This is a genomic window from Microbacterium ureisolvens, assembly GCF_015278315.1.
In the GTDB taxonomy this organism is placed as follows: domain Bacteria; phylum Actinomycetota; class Actinomycetes; order Actinomycetales; family Microbacteriaceae; genus Microbacterium; species Microbacterium ureisolvens.
Map to the genome: position 1 here is coordinate 184,609 of NZ_JADIJE010000001.1, position 11,958 is coordinate 196,566.

11 protein-coding genes are annotated in these 11,958 nt (G+C 73.2%); 8 read left to right on the plus strand and 3 right to left on the minus strand.

The genetic code is table 11. The features are described from left to right. Window positions 1-110 precede the first annotated feature (110 nt). The gene (locus IM767_RS00740; protein WP_109211563.1) at window positions 111-716 is read left to right on the plus strand and encodes a hypothetical protein; all 606 of its coding nucleotides are present in this window, start codon (window positions 111-113) and stop codon (window positions 714-716) included. 45 nt (window positions 717-761) lie between these two features. On the opposite strand, the gene IM767_RS00745 is transcribed toward IM767_RS00740, so the two are convergent. After that, complete coding sequence (locus tag IM767_RS00745; RefSeq protein WP_194398785.1) at window positions 762-2,909, minus strand: RecQ family ATP-dependent DNA helicase; 2,148 nt, start codon at window positions 2,907-2,909, stop codon at window positions 762-764. Window positions 2,910-3,166: 257 nt separating this feature from the next. Between IM767_RS00745 and IM767_RS21095 the strand changes: the two genes are divergently transcribed. After that, window positions 3,167-3,514 (plus strand): DUF6412 domain-containing protein, encoded by a 348-nt coding sequence (locus tag IM767_RS21095; protein WP_198425577.1) that lies wholly within the window; start codon window positions 3,167-3,169, stop codon window positions 3,512-3,514. 87 nt (window positions 3,515-3,601) lie between these two features. Then, a complete protein-coding gene (locus IM767_RS00755; protein ID WP_109211561.1) occupies window positions 3,602-4,354 on the plus strand; it encodes a YidC/Oxa1 family membrane protein insertase in 753 nt (250 codons plus the stop codon). On the opposite strand, the gene IM767_RS00760 is transcribed toward IM767_RS00755, so the two are convergent. Further along, the gene (locus tag IM767_RS00760; RefSeq protein WP_239453439.1) at window positions 4,333-5,400 is read right to left on the minus strand and encodes an FUSC family protein; all 1,068 of its coding nucleotides are present in this window, start codon (window positions 5,398-5,400) and stop codon (window positions 4,333-4,335) included. The two genes, IM767_RS00755 and IM767_RS00760, sit on opposite strands and share 22 nt — an antisense overlap. 72 nt (window positions 5,401-5,472) lie before the next feature. Between IM767_RS00760 and IM767_RS00765 the strand changes: the two genes are divergently transcribed. Next, the gene (locus IM767_RS00765) at window positions 5,473-5,793 is read left to right on the plus strand and encodes a hypothetical protein (protein ID WP_109211560.1); all 321 of its coding nucleotides are present in this window, start codon (window positions 5,473-5,475) and stop codon (window positions 5,791-5,793) included. A gap of 6 nt (window positions 5,794-5,799) precedes the next feature. On the opposite strand, the gene IM767_RS00770 is transcribed toward IM767_RS00765, so the two are convergent. Then, entirely contained in the window at window positions 5,800-6,423 is a 624-nt protein-coding gene (locus tag IM767_RS00770; RefSeq protein WP_109211559.1) for a TetR/AcrR family transcriptional regulator, read from the minus strand. Between the two features lie 126 nt (window positions 6,424-6,549). Here IM767_RS00770 and IM767_RS00775 point away from each other — a divergent pair, with 126 nt between their 5' ends. The 4 genes from IM767_RS00775 to IM767_RS00790 all read left to right on the plus strand — a co-directional run bounded on the left by IM767_RS00775 (window position 6,550) and on the right by IM767_RS00790 (window position 11,931). Next, window positions 6,550-7,368, plus strand: coding sequence for a sugar phosphate isomerase/epimerase family protein (locus IM767_RS00775; protein WP_109211558.1), 819 nt, complete (start codon window positions 6,550-6,552; stop codon window positions 7,366-7,368). Beyond that, window positions 7,368-8,495, plus strand: a complete 1,128-nt coding sequence (locus IM767_RS00780; RefSeq protein WP_109211557.1) for a Gfo/Idh/MocA family protein — start codon at window positions 7,368-7,370, stop codon at window positions 8,493-8,495. The genes IM767_RS00775 and IM767_RS00780 overlap by 1 nt, the downstream gene beginning before the upstream one ends. Before the next feature lie 235 nt (window positions 8,496-8,730). Continuing rightward, the gene (locus IM767_RS00785) at window positions 8,731-9,390 is read left to right on the plus strand and encodes an FMN-dependent NADH-azoreductase (protein WP_109211556.1); all 660 of its coding nucleotides are present in this window, start codon (window positions 8,731-8,733) and stop codon (window positions 9,388-9,390) included. Window positions 9,391-9,516: 126 nt separating this feature from the next. Beyond that, window positions 9,517-11,931 carry a LuxR C-terminal-related transcriptional regulator gene (locus IM767_RS00790; protein WP_162564368.1) on the plus strand — a complete coding sequence of 805 codons (2,415 nt, stop codon included), beginning with the start codon at window positions 9,517-9,519 and terminating at the stop codon, window positions 11,929-11,931. Window positions 11,932-11,958 lie beyond the last annotated feature (27 nt).

Here is an 11,958-nt window from a genome sequence, read left to right on the forward strand (position 1 = left end):
ATCGCGCACGCTCGAACCCCACGATGCGCACACGGTGTGTCTCATCGGGAATCCGGGCCGCATCCCGCGTCCGGCCGTACGATGCGGCCAACCGACCGATGGAGGAACGGATGCCGCACCCCCGTGTGACCCGCGAGCCCCGGACTCCTGCGCGGCACCGCGGCGGACGCGGGCTCGCCGGGATCGCCGTCGTCGCGGCTCTCGTCCTGCTGAGCGGATGCGGCATCATCCCCCTTCCCACGCCCACGAATCTGCCGACGAACCTGCCGACGGGACTCCCGACGAGCGTGCCCACTCGGACGGTCTCGCCGGAGCCGACGCCCGAGCCGACAGGCTCGCCCGAACCGACCCGGACGCCGATCGTCCCCACCCGCTCCCCCGCCCCGACGGCGGAGCCCACGGCGGAGCCGACCGCGGCGCCCGAGCCGGAGCCGACGCCCGAACCGACGACACCGGTACCGGCGCCGACCGCGGTGCCGGAGCCGACCCCGACTGCCACCCCGACGCCGACCCCGACCACCACCGCGACGCCGACCCCGACCCCCACGGCGACGACGCCCCACACCCCGTCGCCCACCGCGGGGGCGGGCGACACGGCAGCCTCGCCACTGACCTGGGTGCCCTGGGTGATCCTGCTCGGACTGCTGGTCGTCGCCGCCGTGATCTACCTCATCGTGCGCCGGCCGCGTCCCAAGACCCCGCCGACCGGAGGCTGAGGTTCGACGACCGAGGATCCATGCCGACCCGCTCGCCGGGGCCTGTCAGCCGCGGAGGGCCAGGGCGAAGGGGAGCACCTCGGCGGCGCCGGCACGACGGAGCTCGCGGGCTGCCACGGTGAGGGTCCACCCGCTGTCCACGCGGTCGTCGACGAGCAGCACGGGACCGGCCGGAACATCGAGGGCGGCCGCCGAGAAGCGGTCCCACAGCCCGGCCACGCGGAACGCGCTGTTGCCGCCCGGCTGCCCCGTGGGTCCGCCGTCGACGAGGCCGATCGCGCCGAGGAAGGGCAGGCGGCCGATGCCGGCGATGCCCCGAGCGAGCGAGTCGACAAGCTGCGGCTTCGCGCGGGAGGGCATCGCGACAACGGCGACCGGGCGGTTCTCCCACCCCCACTCGGCGAGCACCCGCACGCAGGCTCCGAGCACGTTCTCGGGCACCGGGCGGTCCGCACCGCCGGCGGCGAAGAGGTCCCGCAGCGCGCCGCCCCAGCCCAGATCGGTCAGGCGCGCGAGCGCCCGGCCCTCGCTCGCGAGCTCATCCGCCGCGATGCGGCCCTTGACCGGCACGCCGAGCCGGTCGGTGCCGGTGGGCCACTGCCGCCGCGGTTCGATCGGCACGCCGACGCGGTCGAGAGCCGCGGATGCGGCATCCGTCGCCCCCGCCGCGATCTCGACGGGATACCAGGCGCCGGCGCAGTTGTCGCAGCGCCCGCAGGGCGCGGCGGTGTCGTCGTCGAGCGAGCGCTGCAGGAACTCCATACGGCAGCCGGGCGATTCCTCGTAGTCGATCATGTGCTGCTGCTCGGCCACCCGTTCGGCCGCGATGCGGCGGTAGCGGTCTTCGTCGTAGCTCCACGGCTCACCGGTGGCGACCCATCCGCCGCGCACGCGCGCGACCGCCCCGTCGACGTCGAGCACCTTCAGCAGCAGCTCGAGCGGCGTGCGGCGGATGTCGACGATCGCCTCGAGCGCCGGCGTCGACAGCGGACCGCCGGCTGCGGCGAGGGCCGTCAGCACCCGCTCGGCGCGATCGCGATCGGGCATGGACGCCGTGGCGAAGTAGTGCCAGATCTCGCGATCCTCGGTGCCCGGCAGCAGCAGTACGTCGGCCGAGTCGGTGGCACGACCGGCGCGTCCGACCTGCTGGTAGTACGACACCGGCGACGACGGCGCACCGAGGTGCACGACGAAGCCGAGATCGGGCTTGTCGAAGCCCATGCCGAGCGCGCTGGTGGCGACCAGGGCCTTGACGCGGTTGTCTTTGAGGAGGGCCTCGGACTCCTCGCGCTCGTCGGTGTCGGTCTGCCCGGTGTACGCGCGGACGTCGTAGCCGCGCTCACGGAGCAGCCGGGCGGTGTCGCCCGCGGCGGCCACGGTGAGGGTGTAGATGATGCCCGAGCCCGGCAGGTCGCCCAGGTGGCTGATCAGCCACGCGAGCCTGCTCGGCGAATCGGGGAGACGCAGCACGCCCAGCCGCAGCGAGGCGCGGGCGAGCGGGCCACGGATGGTGAGCACCCCGGGCGCGGCGCCGTCGGCCGCGTCGTCGCCTGCGCCGGCGTCGAGCTGTTCGGCGACGTCGGCGACCACGCGGCTGTTGGCGGTGGCGGTGGTGGCGAGCACCGGGATGCCCGCGGGCATGCGCGCGATCAGGTCGCGCAGGCGGCGGTAGTCCGGACGGAAGTCGTGGCCCCAGTCGCTGATGCAGTGCGCCTCGTCGACCACGAGCAGTCCGATGCGGGCGACGAGCTGCGGCAGCTGCTCGTCGCGGAACGACGGGTTGTTGAGGCGTTCGGGCGACACGAGGAGCACGTCGACCTCGTCGCGGTCGAGCTGCGCGAGCACATCGCCCCACTCGTGCGCGTTCGTCGAGTCGATCTTGACGGCCCGCACCCCCGCCCTCGCCGCGGCGGCGATCTGGTCGCGCATGAGCGCCAGCAGCGGCGACACCAGCACGGTGGGTCCCGCGCCGCGACGGCGCAGCAGCAGGGTGGCGACGAAGTACACGGCCGACTTGCCCCAGCCGGTGCGCTGAACGACGAGGGCCCGCCGCCGGTCGTCGACCAGCGCCTCGATCGCTTCGAACTGCCCGTCGTGGAAGTCGGCGTCGTCGCGGCCGACGAGCGAGCGCAGGACGTCGAGGGCCTCGGCGCGGGTGGTGGTCGTCGCAGTCACGCCTCCACCCTGCCCCATGCCCCTGACAGCGGCGTCCTCGAGGGGCCGCCCGGTGGACGGCCGGGGTCCGACGCTCCTGCGCCCGCTCATGTGGAGGAGGCCCCGGCGCGCCGCCGCCGTTATCAGAACAGGTGATCTCGCGGAGGTAGGACGATCCGTCGCGTTTCGTCCTACCTCCGCCAGATCACCTGTCCCGAAGACCCGGTTGCCGACCGACTCCCCCGAAACCGGGCCTGGCACCGCGTGCTACCGTGGCGGCGACGGAGGAGGTGCGCGTGCTCGAGAACATCGGCGTGCTGCTGCGCCTGTTCACCGAGGTGGTCGTCTCGGCTCTGCGTCCCGCCGTCGAACTGATCGAGGCGGTGGCCGGTTCGCTGGCCGAGCTCGCCCCCTCGGCCCTGCCGGCCGAGGCAGGAGCCCTCCTGGTCGCGACCGCGCTGCTGGCGTCCCTGGCGCTGCTCGCCGTCGCGCTCGCGGTCTTCCTGTCGCCCGCGCACGCGGTCGCCACCGTGGCGCACCCGCGCCGCGCGATCACCGACGCGACGCGCCTGTCCGCGTCCCACCCTGACGCGCCGGGACACTCCCGTCCGCGCGCTCCGGGGCTCGCGGCTCCGGCCGCGTAGCCCGTCGTCCGTCCTCCGCACGAGGCCGCCCGCCGGTGCCTTCGTGGCCCTACGCCACGAACCGACACCGGACGAACGGACGACCCCATGGACCTCTACGCCTTCCCATCCATCGCCGCGATCCTCGACGCGGCCTACGCCTTCCTCATGCAGCTCGCCGCGCTGCTCGAGCCTGTCGCCGGATCCGCCGCGGCCGCGGCATCCGTCATCCTCCTCACGCTGATCGTGCGCGCCGCGCTCGTGCCCGCCGGCATCGCGCAGGCGAAGGCCGAGCAGACCCGCAGCCGCCTGGCCCCCCGGCTGCGAGCTCTGCAGCAGCGACACAAGCGCGACCCGGAGCGGATGCAGCGCGAGACGATGAAGCTATACGCCGACGAGAAGACGTCGCCTTTCGCGGGCTATCTGCCGATGCTCGCGCAGGCGCCGGTCGTCGCGATCGTGTACGCGCTCTTCCTCCACACCGCGATCGCCGGGCACGCGAATGCGCTTCTCACCGAGCAGCTGCTCGGCGTGCCGCTGGGTACGAGCCTCGTGGCCGCCATCTTCTCGGGAACCGCGACCGCGGCGACCCTCGGGGTCTTCGCCGGCGTGATCGCGGTGATCGTCGTGGTGGCGGAGATCACGCGGCGCGCGTTCCGCCCGCCCGTCGACGATTCTCCGGATGCCTCGCCTCTGGCGGGTGCCGGCATGGCCAGGCTCGCCGGGGTGCTGCAGTTCACGACCGCCGTGTTCGCGATGTTCGTGCCGCTCGCGGCCGCCCTGTACCTGGCCACGACCGTCGCGTGGACGCTCGTGCAGCGCGTGCTGCTGCGGCGCGTCTACCCTCTCGCCGCGAGCTGATTCCCGCGAGGGTGCAGCACGCCGCTCAGGGCGCCCAGCGCAGCGCCGGCGAGGGTGTCGACGACGCGCTCGGCGGCCACCGCCACGCTGTCGACCGACCCGGTCGCGGCCCCTGTCAGCAGCAGCACGAGCGGCGTGATGAAGACGAGGGCGAGCGCGTAGTTGCGCACGATGAAGAGCTCGATGGTGAACTGCAGCACGCCCAGCACGAGCGCCAGCCATACGACGGGCAGCGGCACCGGGGCCACGAGCAGGTAAACCCCCGCGCCGAGGATGGTGCCGACCATGCGATGCAGTCCGCGGCTGAACGCCGCGCGGCGATCGGCGGTGACGCCGATGACCGCGACCGCCGCACCCACGATCCAGTACGCGCGGTGCGGATCCAGCGCCAGTCCGATCGCGATGCCGACGGCGCTCACGAGGGCGACCCGGGCGAGCAGCATCCGCTCACCCGCCGGCCACGACGGTCCGGGCAGCACCTCGCGGAGCGGGCGGGCGCGGACGCGGCGGCGACTGGCCAGCAACAGCGGGGCCAGCGACACGACCGCGGCGAACAGGATGCCGCAAGTCACCGCGGCGAGATAGGCCGCGGGAGCCGCTCCCGCACTCACGATGTGCGACGAGAGGCCGTACACGAGCACGACGAAGAGCGGCCCGGGCGGGCCCACGGCGAATCCGAACATCGCGGCCGCGGCGGCGATCGCCACGACCCCGAGGCCCACGAGCGTCGCCACGGGCGACGGACCGGCGAGTGCCCCCAGCACCGCAGCGACGACGAGACCGCCCGCGATGAACGGCACCACCCGCAGGCGCTCCACGACCGGCAGCTGCGTCGCGTAGAGCGCGACGAACGCACCGGTCGCGGCGTGGAAGCCCGCCTCGGGGTTCCCGAGGAGTGCCATGATCGCGATGGGCGCCGCCATCGCGATCCCCGCCCGCAGCCCGATGGGCCAGCGCGGCGCCGGTGCGGGGGCGAGGCGGAAGAGGCTCGCCACCGCCTCTCGCAGCTCGGCCGCGAGTGCGCGGCCACGACTCGGGCGCGGCATCCTTCCTCCCTTCCCGCGTCCATCCTCCTCCGCGCCTCGCGCGGACGCCGATGTCGGCGCTACTCTCGCCCCATGACTCCCCGGGCCGGAGGTCCGCTCGCCGAGCGGTCGGAGACGCGGCGGCCCGGCATCATGCTGGGGCTCCTCGCAGGCGCGGGTCTTCTCGTCTTCGACCTGGTGCTGATGTTCGTGCTGCTGACGTTCGCGTCGCAGATCACGGTCGGCAGCGGGGGGACGCTCATCCTGCTGCTGCCGTTCATCGTCGTGCTGGCAGGCTCCCTGCTGCTGACGATCTCGTGGTACTGGCGGTGGTTCGCCCTCGGCCTGGCGATCGTGACCGCCGCGTCGTGCATCGCGGTCGGGCCCTTCCTCGGCATGCTGATGCGAGGCTGAGCCGCCTCACGCGGGCCGGGTCGCGGCATCCGGAACCGACAGCAGCTGGTCGAGGAGGGCCAGCGCGGCGTCCTGCGGAGCGTCGGCGTCGAGCAGCCACTGGGTCTGGAGGCCGTCGGATGCCGCGATCACGAGCGCCGCGACCGCCACGGGGTCGACGTCGGCCCTGATGCGCCCGGCCTGCTGGTTGTGGCGCACGCGCTCGGCGATCTCGCGCCGCACGCGCGCGAAGCGCTCCGTCGCGAACTCGCGTGCCGCGGGGTGCCCCTCTTCGAGCGCCGACGCGACGAGCGTGGAGTACAGCTGCACGAGCCCCTGCACCTCGTGGTTGGCATCGCTCCAGCGCCGCAGCAGCTCGGTCGGAGTGACGTCCGGCGGCACCGGCTCCCAGTCGTCGCCCCGGTGCTCGGACTGGCGGTACACCGCGACCAGCAGCTCCTCGAGCGATCCGAAGTAGTGCTTCAGCGCGGCGTGGGTGACCCCGACCTCTTCCGCGATCGCGCGGAGGCTGGTGCGGTCGGAGCCTCGCCGTGCGAACACCTCGATGGCACGGTCCAGGATCTCCTGCCGCCGGGCGACCCCCTTCGCATACGACCCGCGCAGGGCGGAGGGGGTCTCCTCATCGGACATGCGACCATGCTAGCGAATGAAAACCTCCAGGTGGAGGTTTTCGTGGTAGCGTGATGCCGTCCGGGCCCCGCGCCCGCTGACGACACCCCAGACACCGTCGAAGCAGACAACGAAGGAGCGCGACCGATGCCGGTCCAGACATCCATCCAGCTGTTCACCGTGAGGGAAGCGCTCGAGGCCGACCTCGAAGGCACCCTCGCCGAGCTCGCCTCGCGCGGCTTCACCGCCGCCGAGCCCTACGACTTCGTGCGCCGCGCCGAGCCCCTCGCCGCCGCCCTGAAGGCCAACGGCATCGCCGCCCCGACCGGTCACGCGTTCCTCGCGTCCACCTCGTTCGTGAACCCGGACGGCACGACGACGAGTCGCCCCGTCCCCGCCCCCGAGGCCGTCTTCGACGCCGCCGACATCCTCCGCATGACGACCGTGATCGAGCCCTACACCGACCCCGCGCTCTGGCAGAGCCAGGAGCACATCGCCGACATCGCGCGGCAGCTCAACGCCGCCGCCGAGATCGGCGCGGCCCGCGGCATCCGCGTCGGCTACCACAACCACGCGCACGAGCTGGAGTCGACCTTCGACGGCAAGACCGGCCTCGAGGTGTTCGCCGAGCTGCTCGACCCCCGCGTCGTGCTCGAGATCGACCTGTACTGGGTCGCCCGCGCGGGCGTCGACTCGCCCACGCTCCTGAAGACCCTCGGCGACCGCGTGATCGCCGTGCACGTCAAGGACGGCACGCTCGACCCCGAGGCCGTCGCCGCCTACCCGCCGGCCGACCAGGTCCCCGCCGGCCAGGGCGTCATCCCGCTCGCGCAGGCCATCGCCGCGGCACCGGCACTCGAGGTCGCCATCGTCGAGTTCGACCACTTCAGCGGCGATCTCTTCGACGCCGTCGAGCAGAGTCGCGTCTACCTCGACGAGACGCTCGGCGCGAAGGTCGCCGGCTGATGGCGGCCTCCAGCGGAGCCGTCGGCGTCGGCATCATCGGCGCGGGCAACATCAGCGACCAGTACCTCACGCACCTGACGAGCTTCCCCGACGTGCGCGTCATCGCGATCGGCGACCTCCTCGAGGACCGCGCGAAGGCGCAGGCCGAGAAGTACGGCGTGCCCCGCGCGGGCGGCGTCGACCTCGTGCTGAACGACCCCGACGTCGACATCGTCGTGAACCTCACGATCCCGGCCGTGCACGTCGAGGTCTCCGAGGCGATCATCGCCGCCGGCAAGCACGTGTGGACCGAGAAGCCGATCGGCATCGACCGCGAGGAGTCGCAGCGACTGCTCCAGAAGGCGGATGCCGCTGGCCTGCGCGTCGGCGTCGCGCCCGACACCGTCCTCGGCCCGGGAGTGCAGACGGCCAAGCGCGCGATCGCGCGCGGCGACATCGGCCGCCCGCTGTTCGCGACGACGACGTTCCAGTGGCAGGGTCCGGAGCTGTGGCACCCGAACCCGGCGTTCCTGTACGCCAAGGGAGCGGGCCCCCTGCTGGACATGGGCCCGTACTACGTCTCGACGCTCCTGCACGTGTTCGGTCCGGTCGCATCGGTCGCCGCGCTCGGCCTCCAGGGCGTCCCGACCCGCACCGTGAAGTCCGGCGAGCTCGCCGGACAGGAGTTCCCGGTCGAGATCCCCTCGACGCTGTCGGTGCTCATGGACTTCGAGGGGGGCGGCCAGGCGCAGAGCCTGTACAGCACCGACTCGCCGCTCAAGCGCCACGGCATCGTCGAGATCAACGGCACCGACGGCACCATCGTGATCCCGGACCCGAACATGTTCGGCGGCGACATCACGATCACGCGGCCGCTGACCGACGCGTCGGTGAGCGAGCAGCAGGTGGTCCAGGTGCCGCAGGAGGGCGTGCTCGCCGGCCGCGGTCTGGGCCTGCTCGACATGGCCCGCTCGATCCGGGGCGGCCGCCCGCACATCGCCACCGGCGAGTTCGGGTACCACGTGCTCGACACGCTGCTGTCGATCGAGGAGGCCGCCGCCTCGCACACCTACGTCACCGTCGAGAGCAGCCTCGGCGAGGTCGGCTCGCTCCCCGCGGACTTCGACCCGCTGGCCGCGACGCTCTGACCCTCGCGCGGCGCATCCGCCGCCCGAGACCCGCGAAAGGGGAGATTCCCGCCACCACGCGTGTGCGGGAATCTCCCCTTTCGCGATTCCTGGCCGGCGGATCGACGGATGCCGCGGCCGCGGCATCCGCTCTCCTTCTGTCGTGCGGAATAGGGCAGATGCCCGATGCGGGGCGCTCGACCGAGTGGTGCGATCACCCCGGGGATTCATCGCACGATCGCTGGGGAGAAATGTCATGAAACTGCTGCACGTCATCGCGAGTCCGCGGCTCGCCGGCTCGACGACGCTGACGATCACCGACGCGCTGCTCGGCGGCCTCGCCGAGGCCGCGCCCGACCTCGAGGTCGAGACCCTCGACCTGTTCCAGGCCGACCTGCCTGCCATCGCCGGCGACAACATCGAGGCGAAGTACACGCTTCTGGGAGGCATGCCGGTCGCGGCCGAGCACCGGGAATCGTGGGCGCAGATCGAGCGCGCGATCGAGCGTTTCCGTGCCGCCGACGTCTACGTCATCTCCGCCCCGATGTGGAACTTCGGGGTGCCGTACGTGCTCAAGTACTACATCGACTGCATCGTCCAGCCGGGCTATCTGTTCCGCTTCGACGAGCACGGCATTCCGCGGCCACTCCTGGAGGGCAAGCGGATGCTGGTCGTGTCCTCGTCGGGCAGCGACTACCGCGAGGCCAGCCCGCTGCACGCGCTCGACCACTTCGAGCCGTACCTGCGGTCGATCTTCGGCTTCGTGGGCATCGAGGAGATCCGCTTCGTGCGCGCTCACGGTGTGGACGCCTCCCCCGCCTCGCGTGAGGCCGGGATCGCCCGCGCGCTCACCGAAGCGGAAGACGTGGTGGCGGAGCTGTGGCCGACCGCTGCGGAGGCCGCGACCGCCGCGTGAGCGCCGGCCGGGCGGCCTGTGCGCGGGCCTCCCGATGCTCTACTCTGAGCGCGGGAGCGTCCGCACCGCCGGGGAGTCGCGGAACGATCGTCCGCGACGCGGGTCGGCGCCCCGTTGGGGAGCGCCGTGGAACTGGCGGGACGCGAACGCGAGATCGACGATCTCGTGCGCTTGGCGACCGAGGGCGAGCCGGGCATCATCCGGCTCACCGGTCGACCCGGCGTCGGCAAGAGTGCGCTCCTGCGGGCCGCCGTGAAAGCGGTGCCACCCCAGCGGTGCACGGTCTGGCCCGTCGACCTGCGTGGTTCGGCTCGGGGCGCGGAGCTCATCGACGAGATCGCCCGCGCTCTCGGCCTGTGGTCGGCGGCCGATCGGGGCGGCGCGCCCGAGACGCTCGCCACTGCGGTCTCGACGGGACGCGTGCTGATCGCCGCCGACCACGTCGACGCGGTCACCGAGGGTCATGCGGCGCTCGCAGCGCTCACCGAGCGGTGTCCGCGCCTCTCGGTCGTGCTCGTCTCGCGGCGGGTCGACCCGTCGGTCGCAGCGTCGGGACCGGGGCTGGCCCTCGCGCCCTTGGCCGTCCCGCCGGAGGATGCCACCAGGGTCGCGACGCTGAGCGCGCCGAGCGTGCAGCTGTTCATCCGCGCCGCGCAGCGCGTCCAGGCCGCGCTGAGTCTGGACGACGAGGAGGTCGCCGCGATCGGCGAGGTCTGCCGGCTCGTCGGTGGGCTCCCCCTGGCGATCGAGCTCGCGGCGGCGCGCAGTCGGCTGCTGCCGCTCGCGCTGCTCGCCCGCCAGCTGGGATCGCGGCCGGGCGAGTGCGCCGACCTGGATCTGCTGGAGGGCGCGCGGATCGGGATCCGCGACACGCTCGGCGCGACCCGAGCGCTGCTGACAGCGGACGAGGACCGGCTCCTGGCACGGCTCGCCGGCTTCCACGGGCGCTTTCCGCTCGGTGCCGTCCTCGCCGTGGCCGAAGCCCCGCTCGGCGAGGTGCTGGACGCGCTCGAACGTCTGATCGATCTCGGTCTCGTGCAGCCGTCGCCCGGGCGCGACGCCGATCCCGAGTTCACGCTGCTGCCGATGGTTCGCTCGTTCGCGCTCGAGCACTCCGACGACGCCTCCGCGCCGGTAGCCCGATATCTCCGCGAGCTCGCCGCGGAGGCGGCGGCCGCTCACGCCCGCCTGGCGCACTCGGACGCCGTCGACCGGCTGCGCGCTCTCCGCCGTGATGTGGCGGTGGAGCTGCGACGCCTCGTCGCGACGGATCTCGTCGCGGCGACCTCGCTCGCCGTCGACGCTGCTCCCGTCCTCGAGGGGTACGCCGAGGGGGCTGAGGTCGGCGAGGCGCTCGAGGCCGCGATCCAGTCCGACGTCATGGCGCGGCTGGACGAGCACACCCGCGCCGGCGTATGGCTCTGGTCATCGCGCACGCTCGCGCTCTCGCCCGACGGGGTGCAGTACAGCGCCCTGATCTCGGAGCGCTGGGAGCGGGGCAACGCGCTGATCGACCCCCGCGAGCGGCCGCTCCTCGCGCTGCAGGCGCGGATGATCGCCGCGCTCAACGGCACGACCACGGGGGACCTGCGGCTCTCGCTGCAGGCGGCCATGGAGGGCCTCGCCATCGCGCGCGACGCCGCCCTTCCGGCGTGGACGGCGCGGCTCGAGCTGTGGGCGGCAGGCGCGGCGCACCACACGCAGGGGCCCGAGCGGGCCTTCGCGCTCGCGCTGGCCGCGCTCGAGCGCGCTCAGCGCATCGACGACCCGGCGTCGATCGCGTGGGCGATCATGGTGATCAGCACCATGCCCCGGCCCACCGGTCCGACCTCGGTTCCCGTGCCTGAGCTGGAGGAGGCGCTGGCGGTCGGCGAGCGGCTGGGCGACCCGGTGCTGCTGTCGTTCGCGTATGCGGCGCTCGCCATGCGCGAGGTGCGCGCGCGGCGCATGGCGATGGCCGCGTACTGGTGCGCACAGCGGCTCGACCTCGCGCGTCGGCGCGGGTGGTGGGCCCTCAGCGGGATCTCGTTCGCGGACACGGTCCTGATCGCCGGCGCGACGCAGGGCGATGCCGACGCGGACCTCACGGCCGCCCGTCTGGTGGGCGTCATCCGGCTGGACCTCGACCGGCTGCTGCGCTCGATGGCGCCCTCGAGCGGGCCGCAGTTCGAGGCGGCGGTGGCTCGGATCCGCGCCCGCATGGGTGACCACCGCTTCGCGCGCGCGGCCGCCGAAGGCGGCATGATGTCGACCCCGCAGGCTGCAGCGCTCGCGGTCGACTGGCTGCGCCGCCATGCCGACACCCCGCTGCGCGCCTCGCCTGCGCAGGCCCCCCTGACACCGCGGGAGGGCGAGGTCCTGCAGCTGCTCGCCTCCGGCCTCACGAACAAGGAGATCGCGGGGCGCCTCCACCTGTCGGTGAAGACCGTTATGCACCACTCGGTGTCGATCTACCGCAAGCTGGCCGTCCGCGGCCGCGCCGAGGCGACCGCGTACGCGTACCGCAACAGGCTCATCACCGATCGCGGGCCGACCGGATGAGGACGGATGCCGCGGCCCGCGGCATCC

Bases quoted from the DNA above. Each gene is read 5' to 3' on its own strand.
- IM767_RS00775 (WP_109211558.1), top strand. From the start codon at position 6,550: ATGCCGGTCCAGACATCCATCCAGCTGTTCACCGTGAGGGAAGCGCTC.
- IM767_RS00760 (WP_239453439.1), bottom strand. From the start codon at position 5,400: ATGCCGCGCCCGAGTCGTGGCCGCGCACTCGCGGCCGAGCTGCGAGAG.
- IM767_RS00740 (WP_109211563.1), top strand. From the start codon at position 111: ATGCCGCACCCCCGTGTGACCCGCGAGCCCCGGACTCCTGCGCGGCAC.
- IM767_RS00755 (WP_109211561.1), top strand. From the start codon at position 3,602: ATGGACCTCTACGCCTTCCCATCCATCGCCGCGATCCTCGACGCGGCC.
- IM767_RS00770 (WP_109211559.1), bottom strand. From the start codon at position 6,423: ATGTCCGATGAGGAGACCCCCTCCGCCCTGCGCGGGTCGTATGCGAAG.
- IM767_RS00765 (WP_109211560.1), top strand. From the start codon at position 5,473: ATGACTCCCCGGGCCGGAGGTCCGCTCGCCGAGCGGTCGGAGACGCGG.
- IM767_RS00780 (WP_109211557.1), top strand. From the start codon at position 7,368: ATGGCGGCCTCCAGCGGAGCCGTCGGCGTCGGCATCATCGGCGCGGGC.
- IM767_RS00785 (WP_109211556.1), top strand. From the start codon at position 8,731: ATGAAACTGCTGCACGTCATCGCGAGTCCGCGGCTCGCCGGCTCGACG.
- IM767_RS00745 (WP_194398785.1), bottom strand. From the start codon at position 2,909: ATGGGGCAGGGTGGAGGCGTGACTGCGACGACCACCACCCGCGCCGAG.